25 protein-coding genes are annotated in these 24784 nt (G+C 65.7%); 21 read left to right on the top strand and 4 right to left on the bottom strand.

Features of this window, described 5'->3' with window-relative positions:
- Nucleotides 1-36: 36 nt before the first annotated feature.
- The 7 genes from PJB24_RS09080 to PJB24_RS09050 all read left to right on the top strand — a co-directional run bounded on the left by PJB24_RS09080 (nucleotide 37) and on the right by PJB24_RS09050 (nucleotide 8656).
- Nucleotides 37-516 carry a nitroreductase/quinone reductase family protein gene (locus tag PJB24_RS09080; RefSeq protein WP_273845028.1) on the top strand — a complete coding sequence of 160 codons (480 nt, stop codon included), beginning with the start codon at nucleotides 37-39 and terminating at the stop codon, nucleotides 514-516.
- A 60-nt stretch (nucleotides 517-576) separates the two neighbouring features.
- Nucleotides 577-3375: an alpha-mannosidase gene (locus PJB24_RS09075; protein WP_273845026.1), complete on the top strand. Its 2799-nt coding sequence runs from the start codon at nucleotides 577-579 to the stop codon at nucleotides 3373-3375.
- A gap of 2 nt (nucleotides 3376-3377) precedes the next feature.
- Complete coding sequence (locus tag PJB24_RS09070) at nucleotides 3378-4679, top strand: extracellular solute-binding protein (protein WP_273845024.1); 1302 nt, start codon at nucleotides 3378-3380, stop codon at nucleotides 4677-4679.
- Between the two features lie 10 nt (nucleotides 4680-4689).
- Nucleotides 4690-5607, top strand: coding sequence for a carbohydrate ABC transporter permease (locus PJB24_RS09065; protein WP_273845022.1), 918 nt, complete (start codon nucleotides 4690-4692; stop codon nucleotides 5605-5607).
- Nucleotides 5604-6470, top strand: coding sequence for a carbohydrate ABC transporter permease (locus PJB24_RS09060; RefSeq protein ID WP_273845019.1), 867 nt, complete (start codon nucleotides 5604-5606; stop codon nucleotides 6468-6470). Before PJB24_RS09065 ends, PJB24_RS09060 begins: the two co-directional genes overlap by 4 nt.
- Nucleotides 6471-6472: 2 nt before the next feature.
- Complete coding sequence (locus tag PJB24_RS09055; protein WP_273845017.1) at nucleotides 6473-7081, top strand: LuxR family transcriptional regulator; 609 nt, start codon at nucleotides 6473-6475, stop codon at nucleotides 7079-7081.
- Nucleotides 7082-7228: 147 nt separating this feature from the next.
- A complete protein-coding gene (locus PJB24_RS09050) occupies nucleotides 7229-8656 on the top strand; it encodes a pyridoxal phosphate-dependent decarboxylase family protein (RefSeq protein ID WP_273845014.1) in 1428 nt (475 codons plus the stop codon).
- A 6-nt stretch (nucleotides 8657-8662) separates the two neighbouring features.
- On the opposite strand, the gene PJB24_RS09045 is transcribed toward PJB24_RS09050, so the two are convergent.
- Nucleotides 8663-9817, bottom strand: a complete 1155-nt coding sequence (locus tag PJB24_RS09045) for an AI-2E family transporter (RefSeq protein WP_273845011.1) — start codon at nucleotides 9815-9817, stop codon at nucleotides 8663-8665.
- Between the two features lie 175 nt (nucleotides 9818-9992).
- On the opposite strand from PJB24_RS09045, the gene PJB24_RS09040 reads away from it, so the two are divergent.
- From PJB24_RS09040 to PJB24_RS08975, 14 genes are all read left to right on the top strand, one after another.
- Nucleotides 9993-11045, top strand: a complete 1053-nt coding sequence (locus tag PJB24_RS09040; protein ID WP_273845009.1) for an NAD-dependent epimerase/dehydratase family protein — start codon at nucleotides 9993-9995, stop codon at nucleotides 11043-11045.
- Between the two features lie 173 nt (nucleotides 11046-11218).
- Nucleotides 11219-11914, top strand: coding sequence for a tRNA (guanosine(46)-N7)-methyltransferase TrmB (gene trmB, locus PJB24_RS09035; protein WP_273845007.1), 696 nt, complete (start codon nucleotides 11219-11221; stop codon nucleotides 11912-11914).
- A gap of 61 nt (nucleotides 11915-11975) precedes the next feature.
- On the top strand, nucleotides 11976-12434 hold the full coding sequence (locus PJB24_RS09030) for a MarR family winged helix-turn-helix transcriptional regulator (protein WP_273845004.1): 459 nt from the start codon (nucleotides 11976-11978) through the stop codon (nucleotides 12432-12434).
- 64 nt (nucleotides 12435-12498) lie between these two features.
- Nucleotides 12499-14349, top strand: coding sequence for an MDR family MFS transporter (locus PJB24_RS09025; protein ID WP_273845067.1), 1851 nt, complete (start codon nucleotides 12499-12501; stop codon nucleotides 14347-14349).
- A 60-nt stretch (nucleotides 14350-14409) separates the two neighbouring features.
- Nucleotides 14410-14862 (top strand): protein kinase family protein, encoded by a 453-nt coding sequence (locus tag PJB24_RS09020; RefSeq protein WP_273845002.1) that lies wholly within the window; start codon nucleotides 14410-14412, stop codon nucleotides 14860-14862.
- The gene (locus tag PJB24_RS09015; protein WP_273845000.1) at nucleotides 14859-15143 is read left to right on the top strand and encodes a hypothetical protein; all 285 of its coding nucleotides are present in this window, start codon (nucleotides 14859-14861) and stop codon (nucleotides 15141-15143) included. The genes PJB24_RS09020 and PJB24_RS09015 overlap by 4 nt, the downstream gene beginning before the upstream one ends.
- Nucleotides 15144-15170: 27 nt before the next feature.
- Nucleotides 15171-16280 (top strand): NAD(P)/FAD-dependent oxidoreductase, encoded by a 1110-nt coding sequence (locus PJB24_RS09010; RefSeq protein ID WP_273844998.1) that lies wholly within the window; start codon nucleotides 15171-15173, stop codon nucleotides 16278-16280.
- A gap of 104 nt (nucleotides 16281-16384) precedes the next feature.
- Complete coding sequence (locus tag PJB24_RS09005) at nucleotides 16385-16585, top strand: hypothetical protein (RefSeq protein WP_273844997.1); 201 nt, start codon at nucleotides 16385-16387, stop codon at nucleotides 16583-16585.
- An 88-nt stretch (nucleotides 16586-16673) separates the two neighbouring features.
- Nucleotides 16674-16907: a hypothetical protein gene (locus tag PJB24_RS09000; protein WP_273844995.1), complete on the top strand. Its 234-nt coding sequence runs from the start codon at nucleotides 16674-16676 to the stop codon at nucleotides 16905-16907.
- A gap of 152 nt (nucleotides 16908-17059) precedes the next feature.
- Nucleotides 17060-17767 (top strand): ABC transporter ATP-binding protein, encoded by a 708-nt coding sequence (locus PJB24_RS08995; RefSeq protein ID WP_273844993.1) that lies wholly within the window; start codon nucleotides 17060-17062, stop codon nucleotides 17765-17767.
- A complete protein-coding gene (locus tag PJB24_RS08990) occupies nucleotides 17764-18528 on the top strand; it encodes a lantibiotic immunity ABC transporter MutE/EpiE family permease subunit (protein ID WP_273844991.1) in 765 nt (254 codons plus the stop codon). The genes PJB24_RS08995 and PJB24_RS08990 overlap by 4 nt, the downstream gene beginning before the upstream one ends.
- A complete protein-coding gene (locus tag PJB24_RS08985; protein ID WP_273844989.1) occupies nucleotides 18528-19292 on the top strand; it encodes an ABC transporter permease in 765 nt (254 codons plus the stop codon). Before PJB24_RS08990 ends, PJB24_RS08985 begins: the two co-directional genes overlap by 1 nt.
- Nucleotides 19293-19321: 29 nt before the next feature.
- Entirely contained in the window at nucleotides 19322-20029 is a 708-nt protein-coding gene (locus PJB24_RS08980; protein WP_273844986.1) for a response regulator transcription factor, read from the top strand.
- On the top strand, nucleotides 20026-21537 hold the full coding sequence (locus PJB24_RS08975) for a HAMP domain-containing sensor histidine kinase (RefSeq protein ID WP_273844985.1): 1512 nt from the start codon (nucleotides 20026-20028) through the stop codon (nucleotides 21535-21537). Before PJB24_RS08980 ends, PJB24_RS08975 begins: the two co-directional genes overlap by 4 nt.
- Here the strand turns inward: PJB24_RS08975 and pgl are convergent.
- From pgl to zwf, 3 genes are read right to left on the bottom strand one after another with little or no spacing between them, the layout of a single operon-like run.
- Nucleotides 21469-22200: a 6-phosphogluconolactonase gene (gene pgl / locus PJB24_RS08970; RefSeq protein WP_273844983.1), complete on the bottom strand. Its 732-nt coding sequence runs from the start codon at nucleotides 22198-22200 to the stop codon at nucleotides 21469-21471. The two genes, PJB24_RS08975 and pgl, sit on opposite strands and share 69 nt — an antisense overlap.
- Entirely contained in the window at nucleotides 22197-23243 is a 1047-nt protein-coding gene (locus PJB24_RS08965) for a glucose-6-phosphate dehydrogenase assembly protein OpcA (protein WP_273844980.1), read from the bottom strand. Before PJB24_RS08965 ends, pgl begins: the two co-directional genes overlap by 4 nt.
- Nucleotides 23240-24781, bottom strand: a complete 1542-nt coding sequence (gene zwf / locus PJB24_RS08960) for a glucose-6-phosphate dehydrogenase (protein ID WP_273844977.1) — start codon at nucleotides 24779-24781, stop codon at nucleotides 23240-23242. Before zwf ends, PJB24_RS08965 begins: the two co-directional genes overlap by 4 nt.
- Between the last annotated feature and the right edge of the window lie 3 nt (nucleotides 24782-24784).

The following is a 24784-nucleotide window of genomic DNA, read 5'->3' as shown; positions in this document are numbered from 1 at the left end:
AATGCTTCCCGGGCAGAGAGAGGGAGGATCGTGTTCGTGAAGATCCTGGCGGAGAAGATCGGGGGCAGCCGCCTCTTCGCCGCCGTCGCCTCGAAGGTGGCGCCGCCGGTGGACCGGGCGCTCTACCGGTGGCTCGGGGGCAGGACGCTCGGCGCCGGCCCCCCGACCCTGCTGCTCACCACGTTCGGCAGGAGGACCGGCCGGCAGCGGACCGTCCCGCTGCTGTACGTGCGGGACGGGGAGCGTCTGGCGGTCGCCGCGAGCAACTGGGGGCGGGAGCGCCATCCAGAGTGGTCCGGGAACCTTCTGGCGAACCCGCGGGCGCTCGTCCGGCTTGGCGCCGCGCTGGAAGAGCGCCGGGCACGCCTCGCTACATCCGAAGAGCGCGAGAAGCTCTGGCCGCGTTTCATCGAGCTCTGGCCCGCCTACGCCGCCTACCAGCGGCGCTGCGGGAGGGAGATAAGGATCTTCCTCCTCGAAGACGCGCGATCCTCCACGGCGAACCACCCGTGCTAGGATAAATTCAACGCTGGCGAATCAGATAGGGGAAGCGTTCCGATCTAAGAACGAGGAGTCATGAGCACCGCCAGGGAGATCGCCGAGCGCAGCGAGGAAGCCAGAGAACCTCTGGACATCGTCGTCATCCCCCACTCTCACTGGGACAGGGAGTGGTACGCGACCTTCGAGGAATTCCGCTTCTACCTGGTCGAGTTCATGGACGAGCTGCTGGAGCTCCTCGACGAGGACGAGGGCTTCAGGACGTTCCTGCTCGACGGGCAGGTCTCGCTGCTCGACGACTACCTGGAGGTGAGGCCCGAGAAACGGGAGGAGCTGAGGAAGCTGGTGCGGGAGGGGCGGCTCGAGATCGGACCGTGGTACGTCCAGCCCGACGAGTTCCTCGTCTCCGGGGAGGCCCTGGTCCGGAATTTGCTGCTCGGCGACCGGCGGGGCCGGGAGTTCGGGCCGGTGATGAAACAGGGGTACGTGCCGGACACCTTCGGCCACGTCCAGCAGCTGCCGCAGATCCTGCGGGGTTTTGGGATCGAGACCTTCTACTTCATGCGCGGGCTCGGGGAGGACGTGGAGGAGCTGCGCTCGGAGTTTCTCTGGGAGGCGCCGGACGGCTCGCGCGTCCTGGCCCACTTCCTCTCCGAGACCTACTCCAACGCCGCCGTTCTGGGCCCGGACCCCGAGAGGATCTCGTTCCGCCACGACCGCATCTCGGAGCCGTCGAGCTACTTCGTGAGCTACGACTCGCTCTACGAGCTCAGGGACCGGCTCGCCTCGCGGGCGGCGGGAAGGGCAATACTCCTCCTGAACGGCAGCGACCACGTCACCGTCCAGCCCCGCTTCTCCCGGTACGTCTTCGAGCTGAACCGGGCGATGCGGGACCGCGTCTTCAACGGCAGCCTCGCGGACTTCGCCCGCAGCGTGCTGCGCAGCCGCCCGGAGCTCAAGGTCTACCGGGGAGAGCTGCGCCAGCCCCGCTACCAGCCGGTGCTCAAGGGGACCTACTCCTCCAGGATACCGATAAAGCAGGAGAACGAGCGCAACCAGCAGCTCCTGGAGGGGCTCGCCGAGCGGGCCGCCGCGGTGGTCTACTCGATGGGTGGAAGGGACTACTCGCCGTTTCTCAAGTACGCCTGGAGGACGCTCATCGCCAACCACGCCCACGACTCGATCGGGGGGTGCTCGGCGGACGCCGTCCACCGGCAGATGTTCGGGCGCTTCGACACCGCGACCCGCGTCGGGCAGAAGATCGTCGAGGAGTCGCTCGACTATCTGGCCGCCAGGGTCGCCCCGCCCTCCGATGAGGGTTCGATCCCGATAGCCGTCTTCAACCCGAGCCCGTGGGAGAGGAGCGGGCGGGTCGCGGTCGAGGTCTCCCTCGACATAGACGTACCCTTCCGGCGCAGGATCTTCGACTGGATCGGCGAGAAGCGCCTCGATCTCAGGCATTCCGTGCTCGTGGACGGTGGGGGGAAGAGGATCCCGTTCACGACCAGGGGCGAGACGCTGCACATCGAGGACGCCCTCTACCGGCGCAAGGCCGTCAGGAGGGCGACGATAGAGTTTCATGCCTCGGGCATCCCACCACTCGGGTACAAGGTCTACCACCTCAGGTCCGGGGTCGGCCAGGAGAGCGTGGAGGAGCCAGCCGAGCCCCCGTGGGAGGTCGAGCTGGAGAACGAGAACCTCAAGGTCACGGTCGAGGGCGACTTCACGCTGGGCGTGCTGGACAAACGGTCCGGCCGGTTCTACAGGGGCATGAACCTGCTCATGGACGAGGGGGATGCGGGTGACGAGTACAACTTCTCGCCGCCGAGGGAGCAGGAGACCTTCTACTCCTCGGAGACCGACTGGGAGATCGAACGCGGAGAGGACCAGCAGAGCCTGGTCCTGCGTGGAGCCCTGAGGCTTCCCCGGGGCCTCTCGGCCGGGCGCGCCTCCCGCTCGGAGGAGCTGGTGCGCTGCCCGGTCAACGTGCACGTCCGCCTCGACCCCGGCTCCCGCAGGGTAGAGGTGAAGACCGAGTTTTACAACCGGGTCAAGGACCACCGGCTCCGGGCCTGCTTCCCGAGCGGGATGGAGGCGGAGGAGTCTATAGCCGAGAGCGCCTTCGGCGTCGTGCGCCGCCCCACGCGGGTCGAGCAACACCACGACTGGCGCGAGCTGGAGAGCACCACCTTCGCCCAGCGACGCTTCGTGTGCGTCGAGGACGGACAGGGTGGGCTCGCGATCCTCAACAAGGGGCTGCCCGAGTACGAGGTGACGCCGGAGGGTGAGATAAGGCTGACGCTCCTGCGCTCGGTCGGCTGGCTCTCCAGGAACGACCTCGCGACCCGCCGGGGGCACGCGGGGCCGGCCCTCTCCACCCCCGAGGCCCAGTGCCAGGGTCGCCACATCTTCGAGTATGCCATAGTTCCATACACCGAAAGCTGGCTCGATGCGGAGATCTTCCGGGAGGCAGAGGAATACTGGCTCCCGCTGGAGGCGCGGGCCGCGCAGCAGAAGGAGGGCCGCGAGGAGGAGTCAACCGGCGGGGCTCCGGGCTCCTTCCTGAAGGTCGGCGGCAGGGGCATCGTGCTCTCGGCGCTCAAGAAGGCCATAGACAAGGAAGCCCTGATCCTGCGGCTCTTCAACGCCTCCGACGAGCCCTCCGAGGCCACCGTCCGGTTCGGCTTTCCCATAGCCTCCGCCTACCGGACGAACCTCGCCGAGGAGGTGGAGGAGCAGATAGCGCCCCGCGGCGACAGGTTGAACGTGACGCTCGGGGCGGGCAAGATACAGACGCTGATGGTCAAGCTCGACCGTCCCGAGAGGTGGGCCGAGAAAGTGAGGAGGGCTTCCCGCTGGAGATGGAGGGAGGAGTAGAGATGTCCGGGAACGTGAGCCGCAAGGACTTTCTAAAGCTCGGGGGGACGACGCTCGCGGGGGCCGCGCTCTTCGGCGTCGCCGGCTGCGGCGGCGGCAACCAGCAGGGCCAGGGGTCGAAGGGCACGCTTCAGTGGCAGGCCATCCCGACCTACTCGACCGAGCAGAACACCGACCAGAAGCGGGTCGACTACCTCAAGGGGGCAATCTCCGGCTGGGAGAAGAAGAGCGGCTGGAGCGTGAAGCCGCTCGTGAGCTCCTCGGACATAACCGCGGCTAACGCGAAGCTCCTGCAGCAGGCGCAGCAGGGCCGGGCGCCGGACATCTCGCAGGTCGACTCCTACATCTTCCCCCGCTTCTTCCAGTACGCCCAGCCGCTCGACGACTATCTGGGCAACCTCTCGCTCGACGACTGGTTTCCGTTCGCCAGGGCGCACATGGTGAGCGGGGGCAAGGTAAAAGGGCTCCAGTTTACGACCGACGTGCGGGTGCTCTTCTACCGCAAGGATCTCGTTCCGACCCCGCCGAAGTCCTGGGACGAGGTGCTCTCGACCGGCCATAAGCTCAAGGGCAGGGTCAAGAGCCCGTTCCTCTTCCCGGCCGGTCGCGACGAGGGGACGATGACGACGACGCTTCTGCCGTACTTCTGGTCGCAGGGCGGGGAGCTCACCGATGCGAAGGGCAACCCGACCTTCGGGCAGGGCAAGAACCGTCAGGCGATGCTGAACGCCCTGAGCTTCATAGACCGGTGCGTGAAGAGCGGGATAACCCCGAAGAAGGTCTCCCAGTACGGGCTCGAGACCGATCTGGACGGGGACGTGGCCTCGGGGGACGTGGCGATGTTCCAGGGGGCCAACTTCCAGGTTCCCCTGCTGCAGCAGATAATGGGCGACAAGTTCACCTCGCAGTGGGAGGTCTCGATCATCCCTTCCAAGAGCGGCACGAACTTCGTCACCTCGGCCGGGGGCCAGATGTGGGGGGTGTTCACCAAGGACAAGAAGAAGCAGAAGGCGGCGGTGGACTTCCTCAAGGCGGTCTTCGTCGGAAACGAGGGGATGGCGAAGTGGTGCAACGTCGGGGGGTACCTGCCGGTGCGCAAGTCCGTCTACGACGTCAAGACTTACAAAGGCGACAAGTACACCGGCAACTTCCGCGAGTACCTGCAGAAGTACGCCCGCAACCGTCCCGGCGTGGACTCCTACCAGAACATCTCCACCGCGCTGCAGGTGGCGGTGACCCAGGTGGTCTCGGGCCAGAAGACCCCCGAGCAGGCGCTCGCTACCGCGGTGAAGACCGTCTCCTAGGGAGAGGACGATGGCGAGCCAGGTCAGAGCGGTGCGGGGCCGGTCGTGGACCGAGAGGCTCGCCGCCTCTCCCATCCTCTGGCTGGCCCCGCTCGGGCTTGTCCTGGCGGCGACCTTCCTCTACCCGATCGTCGAGATAATCCGTCTGAGCTTCACCAACGCCTCCCTTACGGGAGGGAACTACTCGTACACCCTTGGCTCCTACGCGAGGCTCTTCGGCTCGCCGTACTTCGCGAGCATGGTGCGGGTCACCGTGATCTTCGTGTTCTTCAGCGTCGTCTTCCAGATCCTGCTCGGGTTTCTGATCGCGCTCGCCGTGGACCAGGGAGCGCGGAGGGGGATGCGGGCCTCGATCGTCACCCGCACCGCGGTGCTCTCGGCGTGGGCGATACCGGGGGTGATCATCGGGATCATCTGGGGCATCCTCTACCAGGAGTCCGGGGCGGGGGTGCTCAACTACCTGGCGCAGCTCCTGGGCTTCGGGCAGATACCGTTCCTCTCCAGCCCCAGGGCGGCGCTCGCCTCGGTGACGGTGGCGAACATCTGGCGCGGGACGGCCTTCTCGATGATCCTGCTCTACGCCGGCATCCAGACGCTCCCGGCCGACGTGCTCGAGGCGGCGAGGGTGGACGGGGCGAACGCCTGGCAGAGACTGAGAATGGTCGTGCTGCCGCTTCTGGCGCCGATACTGCTCGTCACGCTGGTCATCGTCTCGATAGACACCTTCAACACCTTCGACATGGTGCTCGCGCTCACCGGCGGAGGACCGGGGCGGGCGACCGAGGTGGTGGCGCTGAGCATCTACGACCAGATCTTCCAGCAGTTCGACCTCGGGCCCGGTGCGGCTACCGCCGTCGTGCTGCTGGCGATAAACGCGATAATGACCTTCGTCTACCTGAGGCTCGAGCGCCCGGAGGAGCTCTCATGAGGACCCTGTACAAGCCACGCGCAAGCCAGCGGCGGAAGGAGCGTATGGTGCGCGTCTGGCTCTACGTGGCCTACACCGCGATAATCGTCTTCTTCCTCTTCCCGATCTACTGGGTGCTTTCGATGTCGCTGAAGACCGTGCCGCAGCTCTTCGCCACACCCCCGGTGTGGTTCCCGATCCCGCCGCAGTTCTCGAACTACTCCTACGTCTTCGAGAACACCCCGATTTTGCGCTACCTGTTCAACTCGGCGGTGATAGTGGCGGCGACGGTCTTCTTCGCGCTGCTCATCGCGACGCTCGCGGCCTACGGCTTCTCGCGCTTCACCTTCCGCTACAAGCGGCCCTCGCTGCTCGCGGTCCTGGCCTTCCAGATGATCTCGCCGGTCGTGATCGCGATCCCGCTCTACCGGACCTTCGCCGCGCTGCACCTGCTCAACAACTACGCCTCGCTGGTTCTGGTCTACGTGGCGGTGGTGCTCCCGTTCATAACCTGGTTCCTCAAGGGGTACTTCGACACGATCCCCTACGAGGTGGACGAGGCGGCGATCGTCGACGGCGCGACCCGCTGGCAGGTTTTGACCAGGATAATCCTGCCGGTGAGCGCCCCGGGGATAGCTACGGCGGCGATCCTGGCGGCGGTCCTCTCCTGGTCGCAGTTCGTGATCCCATTCATCCTCATCGACAGCCCGGGGATGTTCCCGGTCTCGGAGGGCCTCGTCAACCTGCAGTCGAACACCGAGAGCATAACGCTGCACTACCTCTCGGCGGCGAGCATCGTCGCGATAGCCCCGGTGATCTTCATCTTCGTCCTGCTGCAGCGCTACATCGTGAGCGCGCTCACGAGCGGCGCGATCAAAGGCTAGCCATGGACGAACGCCCGAAAGTCAGGATTTCCTGCGGCGACTCGGTGCTGGAGCTCGGGCTGGAGAGGGCCCTGGAGGACCACTTCCGGCTGCTCACGGAAGGAGAGACACCGCCGGATTGCGTGATCCTGTGCGTCTCGGGAGAGGAGGACGGAGGGCTGGTGGCGCAGGCAGGAGAGCGGGCGGGCGGCGCACCCATCGTGGCCTTCGCACCGCGTGAGGATCTGGCCCTGGCCGAGCAGGCCCTGCGGGCAGGAGCGCGGGGCTTCGTCCACGCCGGTATGTCCCCCGCCCAGGTGGTGCGCGCGGTCGAGGTCGTGCTGCAAGGCGAGCTCGCAGCTCCCAGGAGGCTCATCGAGTACCTCATAGAGGACGAAAGCTCCCCCGACCTCGAGAGCCTCTCACCCCGCCAGCGGGAGGTGCTCACCCTCGCCTGCGAGGGACTCTCCAACGCCCAGATAGCCTCCCGCCTCTACCTATCGGAATCCACCGTGAAACAGCACCTGCGGGGCGCCTACAAGCTCCTCGGCGTCAAAAACCGCACGGAAGCAGCCCGACTCATGCATGCCTCCGGGAGACACCCGCCCGGACGTACGCACCGGGCCCGCTGAACACCCCGCTTGACGGCCCGAGTCAGTCCGGCTACATTACTGGATACATTATTCAGTACTGTCACGGGATGGACTCTTGGGGGGAGAGCCGGGGGCTGGCATGAAAGTTCTGGTGGTGCAACCATGAGCGGTGGGGGGAGGGGGCGGATGGGGTCTGATCCGCAGCACGAGCAGGCCGATCCTCCGGCGCTGGCGAATCGGGCCGGGGTGCTCGCGGACCTCGCCCGCGTGGTAGACGAAGCCTGGGCTTCTTTCGACGAGCCACGACCGCGGGAGCCCGAGCTCGACGCGGAGCTCGTTCGGCGACTCGGGGAGCCTCTCCCCGAGGGTGCCGGGGACGCGGAGAGTGCCCTCGCGGACGCCGCGCGCGTGCTCGACGCCAGCGTCTCCCCTTCCAGGCCGCTCTTTCTCGGGTACATAGGCTCGACGGGGCTCGAGATGGGAGTTCTCGCCTCGGCGCTCTCTGCCACCTACGATGTCAACCTGGCCACCGCCGCCGGGGGGGCGGACCTGGTGGAGGAGCAGGCCCTGCGCTGGCTAGCGCAGTTCGTGGGGTTCCCGTTCGCTGAGGGGGCGTTCACGAGCGGGGGCATGACCTCGAACCTGACGGCGCTGCTCGCCGCCCGCGAGCGGGCTCTGCCCGGCTCGCGCGTCAGGGGTCTGACCGGGGACCATGTGGCGGTCTACTGCTCCGAGGAGGCCCACCACTCGGTCGTACGCGCAGCCGAAGTCTGCGGCTTCGGGAGCCGGTCGGCCCGGCGCATCCCGGTTGACGGGTCGCACAGGATGAACCCTGAGGCGCTAGAGGAGGCACTCTCGAGGGATATCTCCTCCGGGGTCGTGCCCGTCGCGGTGGTCGCGACCGCCGGCACGACGCTCACCGGCGCCGTCGACCCCATTGCGGAGGTCGCGGGGGTCTGCAAAAGGTATGGGGTATGGCTGCACGTGGACGGGGCGTACGGCCTTCCGGCCGCGGCGGCACCGGAGACGGCCCCGCTCTTCTCGGGGGTGGAGCTGGCGGATTCCGCCACCGTGGATGCACACAAGTGGCTCGGGGTGCAGAAGAGCTGCAGCGCGGTCCTTTTGCGGGATGCCGGAAGGCTCCGGGCGGCATTCGGTCACGAGGAGAGCTACATGCCGCACGAGGGTGATGTGGCCAACCCGGTGGACCGGACGCTCGAGTACTCGCGCCCGCTGCGCTCTCTCAGGCTGTGGATGGCCTTCCGGGTGCACGGGGCCGCGCAGTACAGGGTCTGGATCGGGAAGACACTCGCCAACGCCCGGCATCTGGCTTCCCTGGTGCGGGAAGACCCGGAGTTCGAGCTGCTGCACGAGCCGATGCTCTCCGTGGTGTGTTTCAGGCACGTCCCCGCGGGTGTCGGGGATCTCGATGCTCACAACCTCAGGCTGGCCCGCGAGATGCAGCGTGACGGCAGGGTTTATCTCGCACCCGCAAGCCTCGACGGGAAGGCCTGCCTCAGAGTTTGCTTCGTCAACTTCCGCACCACACCCGAAGAGGTCGCCCTTGTGCTGGAAGCAGCCGGAGAGATCGGCCGGCGCCTGGCTCGCCGGTGAGCAACCTCAGGGGACGGCCCCGTCCGTTCCACCCTCCTCCTCCTGTTCGCTGAGCCTCAGGCGAAGCCAGAAGAAATCGAAGAGGACCCGCAAGACGGCGAGAATGGGCACGGTGAAGATCACTCCTAAAAACCCGCCTATCTCGGCTCCGGCGAGCACCGCGAGCAGGACTATGATCGGGTGCACCCGCAAGGCCTGTCCCTGGATACGGGGGGTGAGGATGTGGCTGTCGAGCTGCTGGATTATCGCGTAGGAGAGACAGACGAGGAAAAAAGTCGTCGGCGACTGCAGAAAAGCCAGCACGACGGCTGGTATGGCGCCGATCACCGCTCCAATATACGGGATTATCGCGGCTATCGCGATCCAGACCCCGAGCGCCACGGGGTAGGGTATGCCGATGATCCACATCGCGATCCCGGCAAGGAATCCCTCTATGGCCACCGTGAAGAGCAGGCCGCCGAGGTAGCGGGAGAGCGAGATCCCGAACGCCTCCCACAGCTCCCAGGCGTCCCTACGGTAGCCCTTGGGAACGAGCTTGAGGTAGACCGCCTTCACCTTGCGCACGTCTATGAGCAGGTAGACGGCGACGAAGAGTATCCCGAAGAGGGTGACGGCCGCGCTGAAGAGGCTGGAGGCGAAGCCGGTTATGCTGCCGAGCAGCCCCTCGGCGATCCCCTGTATCCTGCCGGCGAGGTTCGAGGTGAGCCCGGAGGTCAGGTTCCTGGGCAGCATCTGGCTCAGGGGGCTGTTGCGGTAGAGCGGCTGCAGACGATCGTTGAAGAAGTGTCTGGCGTTGGCAACAACCTCCGGTGCCAGCCTGGCCAGCTGGTTCACCTGCTCTATGACCACCGGGATCAGGAAGAAGATCCCGAGCGAGACGGCGCCTATCAGGATTAGAAAGGTGGCGAGGATGGCCAGCTTGCGGGGCATAAACCGCGAGAGCAGCCTGACGGGGTAGGAGAGGATGACCGCAGCGGCCGCGCCACCGATCGCAACCACGGCGACGGTCGGTGCCTTGTAGACGATCCAGGCGAGAGCGACCAGCACCAGCGAGATGATGATGAACAGCACCCGCCGGGAGACGGGTATGGGGGTTATGGAGACACCCCGGTACCGCCGCTGTCTCACCTTGCGTCTGAACCTCGGCCTGACCGCGGCCACTCTGATGACGCGCCTCTTGCGCAGAGCTATCTCCAGACCTCTCTAGCTCAAATCCCGCTCACTTTTATTCTAAGGCCCCCGGAGTTCCGGCGCGCCTACGGTCCCACCGGCCCCTGTGCTAGGATTTTTCTTCTGCACGGGCGGCGAGATCTCTGCAGGAACGACGGGAGGCGAGATGACACAGGCAAAAAAGAAGGTGCTTGTCACCGGCGGGGCTGGATTTCTGGGGATCAACCTCATCCGCCACCTCCTGAAAGGCAACTACGAGCCGGCCTCGCTGGACATCGCGGAGTTCGACTACCCCGAGAGAGACCGCATCGAGGTCATAAAGGGGGACATCCGCAACCGATCGCTCGTGGAGAGGGTGATGGAGGGGGTGGACTTCGTCGTACATACCGCGGCCGCGCTCCCGCTCTACTCTCCCCGCGACATCTACACCACCGACGTGGTGGGGACGCGCACGCTACTCGAGGCCGCCCACCGGCACGGCGTCGAGCGCTTCGTCCACATCTCCTCGACTGCGGTCTACGGCATCCCGGACCATCATCCGATCCACGAAGACGACCGTCTCGAGGGCGTCGGCCCCTACGGTCAGGCCAAGATACAGGCCGAGATGATCTGCCTGGAGTACCGCGCGAAGGGGCTCGTCGTCCCGATAATCCGCCCGAAGTCGTTCGTCGGCCCCGAGCGCCTGGGGGTCTTCGACCTGCTCTACGACTGGGCCTACACCGGGCACAACTTCCCCATGATCGGCAGCGGGAACAACCGCTACCAGCTCCTGGACGTCGAAGACCTCTGCGACGCGATAGAGCTGTGCCTGAGGCTCCCGGAGGAGAGGGTCAACGACACCTTCAACATCGGCGCGAAGGAGTTCACCACGATGAAGGAGGACTTCCAGGCCGTCCTCGACGCGGCGGGCCACGGAAAGCGGGTCATAGGCTTCCCGGTCGAGGCCCCGGCCATCTGGGCGCTGAGGGCGCTCGACGCCCTGGGACTCTCCCCGCTCTACAAGTGGGTCTACGAGACAGCGGGCAAGGACTCTTTCGTCTCGATCGAGAAGGCCGAACGCCAGTTGGGCTTCTCCCCGAAGTACTCGAACAAGGACGCGCTGCTCAGAAACTACGCCTGGTACGTCGAGAACCGCCCACGCTTCGAGAACTCCTCGGGGGTCTCGCACCGCGTGCCCTGGAGCCAGGGCGCGATCGCGCTCCTGAAGAAGGTTTTCTAGCCGGCAGTGATCCGGGATATCCCCCGACTGCGTAATAACCGGGTGAGAGGAGCGGACCGGAGTACGGCAGAATCGTCTTCAGTTAACCATCTGCTCTCACTCCTTCATACTTCCGCCGCCCCGAAGGTCCCCCGGCCCGCTCCTCAATCACCTCCGATACCCTAGAGGAGAACATGCCGCGCAAGAAGCTCGGCAGGATGCGCGTACCCCCACCGGACGAGCAGACCGCCCGGCGATACCTGCTCTGGATGCCCGGCAAGAGGCTCTACGAGCAGCCCCACTCCTTCCCGGAGATCTCCTCGCCTACCCTCTTCGGCAACCGCCGACCGCTGGAGATAGAGGTGGGCTGCGGCACGGGAGAGTTCCTGTGCCACCTCGCCTCCCAAAACCCGGACGCCAACTTCGTCGGCTTCGATATCCACAAAAAATCCCTCTACAAAGCGGTGAGAACCGCCGCCTCGCAAGACCTGCCCAACATCCTCTTCGTGAGCGCAGACTTCCGCCTCGTCTATCCCCTCCTGCCGGATTCCTCACTGCGCGCCATCCACCTCCGCTTCCCGGACCCGGGCATGAAACCGCGCGAGCGCAAGAAACGCCTCTTCGACCGCCGCCTCCTCGACGAATCCTTCCGTTCCCTCCAGTCCTCAGGCTGCCTCCTCGTAGTGACGGACCACCGGGAGTACTTCGAGGAAATGCTCGCGCTCGCCAGGAGGGACGGCAGATGGCTCATCTCCAACGGGGTGAAAAAACCCTCCCCCGACGAAGAACGCCCCGTCTCGCGCTTCGAGCGGCTGTGGATGAGCAGAGGCCGCCCCGCCTTCTGGCTCACCCTGCAAAAGCCGCCGCGTGAATCCGCTCACGCCCGTTAGTTGACGGCGCACACATCCGTGGCAGAATACGTGCCATCGGCAAAGTTTGACGAGGCAACAAATGGAGACCGAGAGCGGCACGCAGAAAGAGCGGATCATCGAGGCTGTAGAGGAGGTAAACCCGATCCTAGCGCCGCTCGCGCTGGCGTCCAAGCGGATCATGGCTTCGATCGAGCGGGAGACGGGTGTGGCAGCCTCGAGGTGGTTCCTCCTGGCCATCCTGAACCGCGAGGACGGGATGAGCCAGGGGGAGCTGTGCAAGCCCTTCCACCTGGACCCTTCCCGCATAAGCCGGCTGGCGAAGTCGATGGAGGAAGAGGGGCTCGTCAGGCGCCAGCGCGACCCGGAGGACAACCGGGTTGTGAGGGTCTACCTTACCGGGAAGGGGAGGTCGCTCCTCGCGTCGCTCCCCGGGCAGCGCGAGCGGTTCGAGCGCCGTGTCAGCGAAGTTCTCGACGAGGGCGCTCTCGAGCATCTGAGGGATTCGCTCTACGCGCTCGCCGAAGGTTTCAAAGACTGAGAAAGAGTGGAAGAAGTAAAGGGGTTGGTGCGATGAAGGACGGAGGTAGGACAAGTTGGCGGCGATGACGAGCAGGGTGGCGAAATCCCGGGGTGGCGGCAAGAACGGGGTGAGCCACAAGAACATAATCTTCATCGGGGTGGCGCTCGGCATGCTCGCCGCGGCTGCGGCGCAGACGATAGTCTCTCCGGCGCTGCCGATCATAGTCTCTGATCTCGGCGGGACAGCCCACTACAGCTGGGTTGCGACCTCGGCGCTGCTCGCCTCGGCGGTCACCGTCCCGATAGTCGGCAAGCTCTCGGACATGTACGGCCGGCGCGGCTTCTACATCGCCGGGCTCGTGACATTCATGATCGGCTCGAGTGCGGCGGGCGCCTCGCAGGACTTCTGGTGGCTTGTCGGATCGCGGGCCGTGCAGGGTCTCGGGATGGGGATGCTTCTGCCGCTCTCGCAGACGATAATCGGGGACATCATAAGCCCCCGGGAGCGCGGGAAGTACACCGGCTACCTCGGAGCGGTCTTCGGAGCCGCCTCGATCCTCGGCCCGCTGGCGGGCGGTTGGATCACCGACCACTTCTCCTGGCGGTGGCTGTTCTACATCAACCTGCCCATCGGCATCGTCGCGCTCGCCTTCATCGTGCGTTTCTTCCACTTCCCGCACACCGCCAAGAAGCACGACGTGGACTACGTGGGCTTCGTGACGCTCGCCGCCGGGCTCACCGCCGTGTTGCTCGCCACCACTCAGGGTGGAACCCAGTATCCTTGGGGCTCGGCGCACATCATCGGCACCTACGCCGTCGGTGCGGTCCTGCTGGCGATCTTCATCTTCAACGAGACGCGGGCGAAGGAGCCGGTGCTTCCGCTCAGGCTCTGGAAGAACTCCGTCTTCACCCTCTCGAACATCTCCAACATCGCGATCGCGATGGGAATGTTCGGGGCGATCTACTACATCCCCGTCTTCGCCCAGGGCGTCCTCGGGGTGGATGCGACCAACTCCGGCACGATTACGATCCCGCTCATGATCGCCGCGATACCGGTGAGCGTCGTCGTCGGGCGGCTCATCACCCGGACCGGACGCTACAAGATCTTCGTCATCGCCGGGATAATCGTGATGGGGCTCGGGTATCTTCTGCTCTCTCGTCTGGGCTATAACTCGACCCAGAACGACATGCGCCTGGCGATGGTGGTCGTCGGTCTCGGGCTCGGCGCTGTGATGCAGACCTTCACCCTCATCGTCCAGAACGCCGTGACCCGCGAGGATCTCGGGGTGGCCACCGCAGCCTCCCAGTTCACCCGTTCGGTCGGCGCCACGATCGGCATCGCGATCATGGGCACGATCATGACCAGCCGGATGAAGACCGAGATCCCCAAGCACCTGCCGCCGCAGGCACTGCATGGGCCCGGTGCCTCCAAGCTCACGAACGGCAGCTCGGCGCTTGGTGACGTGCTCGGGGGTAATGCGCTCTCGAGGCTGCCCGCCCCGATCGTCCACGGCATTCAGCAGGGGATGGCGGCCTCGCTGCATCCGGTCTTCGTTACCGGCCTGCCGATAATTGGGGTGGCGCTCCTGGCCGCACTGTTCGTGAAGGAGCTGCCGCTGCGCACGGTCGCCTTCGCCGACATGGATCGCGACGGCGGCCAGCACCCCGGGCTCGCGCAGCCCGACGACGAGCGTGGCAGGCTTCTGCTCTACGGGATGGCGCTCTACCTCATCAGCAAGCGCCTGGAGAGCGCCGACGGAGACTCCCCCGCTCTCTCCCGCGCCGCGGCGCGCCTGGTACGTTCGAACGGGTCCCTGAGCGAACACGAAAGGGCGGCGAAGGCGAATGAGGAGGTACTCAAACCCCTCGCAAGGACCCTGCTCGTCAGCGCCCTGGCCTCAAGGAAAGAGGCCGAGGGGAAGACGGGCGTGTAGGCGAGGGCACGCGTCCCGGATCAAGGTCCTTCCCGAGAGTGCTAACAGGAGGTATGTAACATGACAAAACAAATCGTGGGAATGGTTGGTGCCGTTCTGGGATTTTTGGGCGGACTCTGGCTGATCCTTGCCCCCTTCGCCCAGGGGTATCAGCCCTCCGGGGCCTCCTGGGCCGACGCCACGGTGAACGATTTCTGGGTCGGGACAGGCCTGGCGCTGGTCTCACTGATCGGATTCGCAGCTTACGGCCTCAGCCTGAGGGAGGAGATGATCGCGCGCGGCATCCTCGAGCGGCGCGAGCGCAAGGAGGAGGCCGCCCCGGAGCCTCAGCCGCAGGAACAGGCCGCCTACGCCGGCAACGCCTCCATCGAGCAGGCGATAGTACCCCTCCTGAACGAGATGCTCAAGGACATGCAGCGCCAGCACCAGCAGGAGGAGCGCGAAAACAGGCCCAACAACGACACTCCCTACCACCAGCAGGAGCAATACGGAAGGAGCTCTGATAACGCATGAGGGACCGCAGCACGAGGAGTCTGCTGATAGCCCGGGCCACCACGCTGCTCACCTTCTTCGTAGGCCTGTGGCTGTTCTTCGCCCCGTTCGCGATCGGCTACCAGAAGATCGGCGCCCACTGGACCGAGGCTACGACCAACAGCATGTGGATCGGAGCCGGACTGGTCTTCTTCTCCGGGCTCACCCTGATCCTGCACGGCTCCTTCGCGCTGCGCGACGCGGCGCAGGCCCGGATCGAGGCAGGTGGTGAGGACGGAGGAGATCAGACGGAACGTAGCTGACAATAGCCAGGGGGAGGAGCGTTCCCGGTGAGCCCTTCGAGGGTCGTGATAGTCGGCGGCGGTTACGGCGGCGTAACCGCCGCCAAGCTGCTCGACAGAGACTTCGAGGTCGTCCTCGTGGAGAAGAAGGACACCTTCTTCCACAACATCGGCGCCCTGCGGGGGTTGGTCGACCACGGGTTCCTCGAAGAGCTCTTCATGCCCTACGACAACCTGCTCTCACGCGGCAGCGTGGTGCGCGGGGAGGCACAGGACGTCGAGCCAGGCACGGTCGTGCTGGGAGACGGGCGCAGGATCGCCTACGACTACCTCGTTCTGGCCAGCGGATCGAGCTACCCCTTCCCCGCCAAGACGCCCTTCGACGAGAAAGCACCCTCCATCGCGGCGATAAGGTGGGCCGGCAGTCAGCTCGAGGAGGCCGACGGAGCCCTGCTCTTCGGCGGCGGGCCCGTCGGCATAGAGCTCGCTGGGGAGATAAAGAGCTGCTACCCGAAGAAGGGCGTCGCGCTCGTACACAGCCACGGGGCGCTCATGGGAGGCTGGTTCAACCCTTCGCTCGGCGGGAAGCTGCTCGAGAAACTCGAGGCCAAAGGGGTCCGGGTCATCCTCGAGGAGGCCGTCATGCCCGAGGATGAGAACGACCCCGAGACGACCTTCGTAACAGACAAGGGCACCACAATAGAGGCCTCTCTCCTCCGCCCGCACCCGCTCTCCGGGGTGATGGGGTTCATCTGCTTCGGCGTGAGGCCCAACACATCGTTTCTGCGCGGGAGGTTCCCGCTCGACGAGGCCGGTCGCGTACGGGTGGACCGCTACCTCAGGGTGACGGGGTACGACAACGCATTCGCGATCGGAGACATAACGAACCTCGAGGAACCGAAAACAGCCTATCTGGCGCAGAAACACGCCGAGGTGGCCGCCAGAAACATCCGGGCCACCGAGGGCGGACGCAAGAAGGCGCTCAAGGCCTACACCCCGAACCAGAATCCCCCCGTGATCGTACCCGTCGGACCCGACGACGGCGTGACGCAATTCCCGGTCGCGGGTGGTCTCGTCGTGGGGAGGCGCACCACCAGGCTTCTGAAAGGTCGGGATCTCATGGTCGAGCGGTACCGCAAGATACTCGGGCTGCGGTGATCGTGCCGGAACCTGTCGTCTCGCTCACCGATGGTCCGCGAAGAGGGTGCGATACTCCCTTACCCGGAAGCACGAATAGCCCGGAAGGAGGCGAGGCAAACCACTTGGAGACCGAGAGCGTCATACAGCGCCGGCAGCTCGAGGAGGCAGGCTGGGAGCCGGTCGAAGACGGCGAGGGCCCCATCGTCTGGAGAAACCCAAAGAGCGGTCGCCTCTACCCCCAGGAGGTCGCCGTGGAGCTGGTGAGGAAAGGTACCCTGCAACCTCCTCCATCCACCCAGGATGACCCGGACGCCGTCTCCTGATACGCGCGGAGGACGCTGCGCCCTCTGCGGGCGGGAGGTAGAGAGGATAACGCGACATCACCTGATCCCCCGCTCCCGGCACAGGAGGTTGCGCAAGAGGAAGCGCGGCGGCAGGGCGTACCGCAGGGAGGAACTGGAGCGCACCGTCCCGCTGTGCGGTCCCTGCCACCGTCACGTGCACACCGTCTTCTCGGAGAAAGAGCTCGAGAGCGATTACAACACCGTCGAGGCGCTCGCCGCCCACCCGCAGGTGCGGCGTTTCGTCGATTGGATCTCGGACAAGCCGCACGGGACGATCCCCTTCAGCAGCCGGCCGCGTTAAGTCTCCTCGCCGACATCGCCCCCCCATCCGGCACGCCACGGGAAAGAGTTTGGAAAATGTTTTGTTTTGGAGCCCTCCGGTTTATGCCCGGTTTAGGAACGCCGTATACGCTCCCTCTGTGAAACGCAGGCAAGCCGGGAGGACTCCAACAGATGGGTGGATATGCTGTCCAGACCATGCATCTGAGCAAACACTTCGGAAAACACGCGGCGCTAGAAGATATTGGGCTGCGCGTGGAGGAAGGCACGGTCTACGGCCTGCTCGGACCCAACGGCGCGGGGAAGACGACGCTCCTCAAGCTGCTCGTCGGGCTGCTCCGCCCCACTCAGGGTGAGATCCTGCTCTTCGGGGCACGGTGGCGGCGCGAACAACTGGGCAGGATCGGCGCCATGATCGAGGGCCCGACCCCGTACGGCCATCTCACCGGGCGCGAGAACCTGGAGGTCCATACCAGGCTGCTCGGGCTGCACGAGCGCAGGATAAGGGAGGTGCTGGAGCTGGTGGGCCTGTCGGAGGCTGCGGATCGGAAGGTCCGGGAGTATTCGATGGGGATGAAGCAACGGCTGGGGATAGCCGGTGCCCTGCTGGGCAGCCCGGAGCTCCTGATCCTTGATGAGCCGGCCAACGGCCTCGACCCCCACGGCATAAGGTGGCTGCGGGAGACCATCCGGGAATTCAGCGCGCAGAACGTCACCGTCATGCTCTCGAGCCACATCCTCTCCGAGGTAGCCAGGACGGCCGATGTGATCGGGGTGATCTCCGACGGCCGCCTGCTCTACCAGGGAACGCCGGAAGGACTGGCCGGCCCGGGGGAGGACATCGAGTCAGCGTTCATGAGGCTCGTGGGGGAGGAGGCATGAACCCGCTGCTGAAAGCCGCGCGCTCTGAGGTTCTGAAATACCGCCGGACGCTCGTACGACGGATCCTGGTAGTGGGCCCCGCGCTGGTGGGCGTGCTCTACGCCCTGGCGCAGATTTCGCTCGGGACGAGACCTCTGAGCTGGCCGCTGCTCCTGGCCGTGGTATTCACCTGGTGGACCACGGTGTGGGTACCTCTGGAATCGGCGCTCCTGCCAGCGCTGGCGAGCAGGATGGAGAGGGGCGCCGGTTCCTGGATCGCCCTGCGATCCAGGCCGGTACAGCCGTGGATGATGTACGCCTCGAAGCTGGCCGTGGTGGAACTCTGGAATCTCCTCGCGGCTGTGGTCATGGCCGCCTCCACCCTCACCGTCGGCCTCCTGCTCGCGCCGGATCCGGTGCCGGTATCCCGGGCGGTGATGGTGCCGCTCCTGCCCTGCGCGTGCTCGCTTCCCCTGATGTCGATCGGGTTGCTGGTCTCGGAGATGGCGGGGATGTGGTCTTCGGTGGTGTTGGGCGTTTTGGGCATGATAGCCGGGGTGCTGATGGCGGAAGGCTCCCGATGGATCTATATTCCATGGGCCTGGCCCATCCGCGCTGACATCCCGGTTGCGGAGACACACGCGAATGGCCTTCCGCTGAAGCCGGGCAGCGCGCTCTCAGATCCCGGGCTGATCATTCCCGTCATCGCGGTCTCCATCACTGTGGGCCTCATGCTGGCAGGGTTCGGGTGCGCCTGGTTCTCCCGCCGGGAGGTGAAGTAGTGCCCGGGTCGCTCTCATCCGAAGCGCTGAAGTACCGCCGCACCCCGGTACTGCCGCTGGTCGTGGGGTCCCCCGCCGGGCTGGCCCTGCTCTGCTCCTGGTACGTCTCCGAAGGGGATGCCTCGTGGGACGGCCTGTTGCGAACGGTATTCGAAGTGTGGACCATGGTCTTCATCCCCGCCGGCGCGGCGCTGCTGGCCGGGATCACATCCTCCTTAGAGGAGGGCGCGGGACGTTGGATCTCTTTGCGGACCCGTCCAGTCCATCCCGCCGAACTCCTGGGAGGACGACTCGTACTGCTCTCATCCTGCACCCTTACAAGTTCGCTGCTGATCGGCATGCTAACTGGAGCCTGCGGCCTGGTGTTGAAAGCGGATGGGAAGGTCCCGTGGGAAACGTTGCTGGCGTCCGGTTTCATCTCATGGTTGTGCGCACTCCCCCTCCTCTTTCTCGAGGTCTGGGTGGCGGAGGCCTGGGGAGCGGGCGCAGCCGCGGCGTTGGGCATCGCGGGTGTTCTGATTGCCTCACTCATCGGAGGGACGCCCCTCGGAGGGGGACCGGGCGGCCCGTGGAGATACGTTCCCTGGGCCTGGCCTGCCCGGGCCGTTTCGCTGGCGATCTCCTACTTCGGCCCTGAGACCCCGCAGCAGGCCGGGTTTCCCGCGGGCGGCATCCTGACCCACACCTGCGCATCCTCCCTCACGCTCGCAGCAGCGTTAGCCGCGGCGAGCCTGCTCTGGTTCTCCCATTCAGAAGCAAAGTGAAGACGCGCAGGTAGGCTACACTGGTGGTCATGAACGCACGGAAAGGCACCATCCTGGTGGTGGACGACGAGCGGGACGTGGTCGGGTTCGTGCGCGACGTGCTGGAGGACGAAGGCTACCGGGTAATCCCCGCCTTCGACGGCGAGGAGGCGATCGAAGAAGCCCGTCGGAGCAGCCCAGATTTGGTCCTGCTGGACATAATGATGCCGAAGGTCGACGGGTATACAGTCTGTCGGGCCTTGCGGGAGGAGATGGAGATCCCCATAATCCTGCTCACGGCCCGCCAGAGCGAGACCGACAAGGTGCTTGGATTCGGGATGGGCGCCGATGACTATGTAGTCAAACCTTTCGGGACCCGGGAGCTCATCGCCCGCGTGGAGGCCCACCTGAGGAGGGAGAGGAGGCTCCTCTCGCGCAGGGAGGGGGCGCCTGCCGTAGCCTTCGGCGGCCTTTCCATAGACATGATCAGGCGCGAAGTCCGCTACCTGGGGAAGCGGGTGCCGCTAACACGCAGGGAGTTCGACCTCGTGCGGTTTCTGGCGCTCCACCCCAGACAGGTGTTCTCGCGCGAACAGATCTACGATAGAGTCTGGGAGATGGACTCCATGGGAAGTCTGGAGACTGTCACCGAGCACGTGAAGCGCGTCCGCAAGAAGCTCGCGGAGGCAGCCCCAGAAACCAGCTACATAGAGACGGTCTGGGGGGTGGGCTACAGATGGAACCCGGGCCCCCAGTGAGGAACGGATCCGGCATCCAACGCCTGTTTATAAAGGGGCTCACCGGGGTGGTGTTCACCACCGCCCTCTCCTCGATCATCGCTGTGAGCGCGATTCTGTTCCTGATCTATCACGAGGTGCAGGGCACCCCGAAGATCGATAAGCCGGCCCGGGGTCTGGAGCACTATGCCGCCAGGCACGCGGCGAAATTACTCTCTGGAGACCCCGTCTCGCTCAGGGAGCTCGCCCACCGGGCCGACGGTATGGACTACGTGATCCTCGATTCCTACGGGAAGCCGGTAGGAGGAGACAAATCCACCTTTCAACCTCTCCCCAAAGTGAAGCAGCTCGCCTCTCTTCTGAACACCTCACGCGCCACACCAGATCAGCGGCACATCCAGGATATCGTGCCGCTGGTCTACGGCGGACGCGTCGGGGGTTATATCCTGGTGAGGTACTCTTCGATCCTAAACCCGGCCCTGAGACCAGCGAAGGAGGTCGGCCTGCTCCTGCTTATGCTGCTCGCAGCGTTACTTCCGGCAGCACTGCTCGCGGCATCGACGGTATTCTTCGCTCGCCGGGCTACTAGAAAACTGGGCACCCCCATCACGGAACTGATGGACGCCACCGAGAAGATCCGCAACAGGGATCTGGACTTCGAGATCAGCTACGATGGAGACGACGAGTTGGGAGACCTCTGCCGGGCCGTAGACAGGCTGCGCAGTGAGCTTCGGGATTCTCTGGAGCGGGAGTGGCGTCAGAGACAGCAGATAGAGGATACGCTGGCCGTCCTCTCACACGATCTGCGCACCCCGGCCACCGTGATCCTGGGCCACGTAGAGGGGCTCTCCCGGGTGAGTGGAAGTCGGCGCGCGCAGAGGCTGGAGCGCTACCTGCCGGTACTGGAGGGGGCAAGCCGGAAGATATCCTACCTCCTGAACGACATCCTCCTGCTCACCGAGCTGGAGCAGGGCTCTCTCAAGCTCGAACCGCGCCCCATCTCCCTTACACGGGAGATGGAGCGCAAGGAAAGAGAGTACCGTCTGCGGGCCTCGGAGCAGGGAATAGCGCTCTCTCTCGAGATCTACGGGACGCCCCCCGGAGGGGAAATCTGCCTGGATCTATACCGGTTAGAGGAGGTGCTAGACAACCTCTTTGAAAACGCCCTGCGCTTCACACCCCCCGGAGGGGACATAAAGGTCGAGGTCGCACATCACGAGCACGAGTTGGAGGTCTCGGTCAGGGATACGGGACCCGGCGTCGACCCCCGTCACCTGCCACACGTCTTCGAAAGGTTCTACAGCGCTGAAAGCCCGAGAGGAGGGAAATCCTCCGGGCTTGGGCTCTATATCTCTCGGATGCTAATAGAGAGGCAGGGGGGCGAGATCTCTCTCAACAACCATCCCGGAGGGGGATGTGAGGCCCGCTTCACCCTCCCCATATCGAGCAGCCCGCACGTCTCACCCACGACCCACCCTCTCCAGGAGAGAGGCTGCCGCCCGATCGACCATCCAGGTGAGATCTCCTGAGGGCCTCACCAGCCTGGCCGGATACTCCGCCGGATCGGCGTTCTCCTCGAGCACCATCTTCAGCGCCTTCGCCTTGCCCTCCCCGGCGACGAGGAACATCACAGCCCGGGCGGCGTTTATGACGGGGAGGGTCAGCGTGATCCTGGTGGTAGAGAGCTTCTCCACCGGGTTGGCCACCACCCACCTGCGGCGCTCCCGCAGCGCGGGCGTCTTCGGGAAGAGGCTCGCCGTGTGTCCATCGTCCCCGAGGCCGAGCAGGATGAGATCCATCTCGGGCGGCCTCCTTCTCACCCCGAAGAAGCGGTGCAGCTCGGCCTCGTACAGGGCGGCGGCCTCCTCGGGCGGCCTCTCCCCGCGGATGCGGTGCACGCCCCCGGCCGGAACCCGCGAGAGCAGCGCCTCGCTCGCCATGCGGTAGTTGGAATCTTCGCTGCCCGGGGGAACGCCGCGCTCGTCGCCGAAGAAGAAGTGCACCCGGCTCCACTCGACCATCGTGGCGTACTCCTCCGCGAGCCGGCGGTAGGTCTCCCGCGGGGTCGAGCCACCGGCGAGAGCCACCGTGAAAGAGCCCGTCCGCTCCACGGCCTCCCGCGCCCGGCGGGCGAACTCCTCGGCCGCAGCCCCGGCGAGCCGGTGCGGGTCCTCGAAGACCGAGACCTTCACCGCTCCACCATCCTTCCCACGACCTTGAGGGCGTCCAGCAGGTTGCGGTCGTCGCCCCGGTGCTGGAGCTCCTCGCCGAGGATCTCCTCCACGCTGGAGTAGCCCAGATGCACCGTCCGCCCGGCCAGTATCTCTCCCCCACGTTCGACCTCGGCCCGGAACTCCGCCGCATCCCGGCACCGGCTGACCCGGAAGACGAGATCCCGGACGGAGACCTCGACCCGGCGCAGCGGTGCTCCATCCCCCTCCTCGAAGAGGACTTCGATCCCGCCCCCGGGCCCGGAGAACGAACCTCCCTCCTCGGGCTTCCATCCGAGCGAGGCGGCGAGCCAACCGGCGAAGAGCAGCGCACGCGCCCTGCCCTCGCCCCCGCCGTCGTGGATTATCCGGACACGCTCTATCCCCTCCAGCATTCCGGCCCTCTCTGGAGGAGAGAACATGTCCGCGAGAAGAGCCCGCCAGGGCGAGAGCGCCACCCATTCGAGATCCCCGAGGTCGGGAACGCCGGGATCCTCCGCTAACAGCGAAAGCCGGCGCAGGAAACCCTCCGGGTCGGACGCCCGCCCGGAGTCGACGATGAGCCGGTCCGCGAGCGAGACCATGCTCTCGAACTCCCCGGCGTCCGGGTCGAATTCATCCGGATAGAAGAGGAAGACCGGAAGGTCCGGGATGAGGAGCGGCTCGGCGAGGCTCTCCAGGTGCCGCGCCGGGGCCCCACAGGCGTGGATCGTGATCTGCTCGGCGCACACCTGCCCGCCCCCGCGCGTGCTGCAGAAGGCAGCCAGCCCCACGTCGAAGTCGTCGTGGGGCGCCTCCGGCTCGGAGATGAAGACTATCGCCCGGCACGGGAAACGCCCCGAGAGCCCGGAGACGAGCTCCGTCACCGCGGGGGCCGCCTCCTCCGAGGTCACCACGACGAGGTTCAGCACGCTCGCCCTCAGGCCGATGGTCCCGTCGTCGTTCATCCTGAGCCGGGCGAGCTCGTGCTCTATGGCGCCGACGCTCATCCGGCCGGAGGCGTCCGAGGCGCGCGTCTCGGTCACGGCCGCCTCCAGCGCCGCCCGTCGCGGGCCAGGAGCTCTTCGGCCTCTTTGGGCCCCCAGCTCCCGGCCGGATAACGGGAGACTTCGCCCTCCGACCAGGCCTCCAGAACCGGTTGCAGGATGCTCCAGGCTCCCTCGGCCTCGTCGGCCCGGATGAAGAGCGTCGGGTCGCCGAGCATCAAATCCAGGAGCAGTCGCTGGTATGCGTCGGGCACCTCGGTCATGAACGCGGTCCCGTAGAGCAGGTCCATGTTCACCGAGCGTACCTCGAAGCCCGTCCCGGGGACCTTCGCCCCGATCTTGAGCGAGACGCCCTCCTCGGGCTGGATGCGGATGACCAGGAGGTTGGGCTCGAGCTGGCGGGTGTCGCTGCCGGAGAACGGGGTGTGCGGGGTCCTGTGGAACTGGATCGCTATCTCCGTCACCTTCTTCGGCAGTCGTTTCCCGGCCCGCACGTAGAACGGCACCCCGGCCCACCGCCAGTTGTCTATGAAGAGCTTGAGCGCGACGTAGGTCTCGGTCTCCGAATCCGGTGCGACCCCCTCCTCCTCGCGGTAGCCCGGCACCTCCTCACCGAAGATCCAGCCGCGATCGTACTGCCCCCGGACGGCGACCTCCCCGACCTCCTCGCGGCGGATCGGCCTCACGGCCTTCAAGACCTTCACCTTCTCCTCGCGCACCGGGGTGGCATCGAAGGCCACCGGCGGCTCCATCGCCGTCAGGCAAAGAACCTGCATCAGGTGGTTCTGCACGATGTCCCGGAGAGCACCCGCCTCCTCGTAGAAGGCCCCCCTGCCTTCGATGCCGATGTCCTCGGCGACGGTGATCTGGACATGATCGACGTAGTGCTGGTTCCAGACCGGCTCGAAGATGCCGTTGGCGAAGCGCAAAGCCAGGATGTTCTGGACCGTCTCCTTGCCCAGGTAGTGGTCTATGCGGTAGATCTGATCTTCCCTGAAGTAGCGCTGGATGTCCGCGTTGAGCGCCCGGGCGCTCTCGAGGTCCCTCCCGAAGGGCTTCTCGACGACGAGGCGGGCGTAGCCGCCGTCCTCCTCCCGGCTCATCCCGGCCTCCCCGAGGTGCTCGACTATCGCGGGGAAGAGCGAAGGGGAGGATGCCATGTAGTACGCCCGGTTGCCTCCCGTCCCCCGCTCGCGGTCGAGCTTTTCAAGGAAGTCCTTTAGCTCCCGGTAGGTCTCGGGCTTCTTCGAGTCTCCGGGCAGGTAGAAGATCCCCTCGGAGAAGGACTCCCACACCTCCTCGCTCACCCGGCCGGGCCGCTGCTCTTCGAGCGCCCTGCGCAGCCGCGCGCGGAACTCCTCGTGGCTCATCGTCGTGCGGGAGATGCCGACCACCGCGAACTCCATCGGGAGCCGCCTGGCCGCGGCGAGGTCGTAGAGGGCGGGGACGAGCTTGCGCGATGTGAGGTCCCCCGAGGCGCCGAAGATGACGATCACGCCGGGCTCAGGGGTCTGCGGCAGGCGCGTCTCGTCCCTCAGGACTTCCTGAGGCCGGCTCTCGCGGGTCGTCAGGGCCATCCT

The organism is Rubrobacter calidifluminis, from assembly GCF_028617075.1.
Taxonomy (GTDB): Bacteria; Actinomycetota; Rubrobacteria; order Rubrobacterales; family Rubrobacteraceae; genus Rubrobacter_E; species Rubrobacter_E calidifluminis.
The sequence above is the reverse complement of the archived record's forward strand: the minus strand, read 5'-3'. Positions and strand labels throughout refer to the sequence as shown.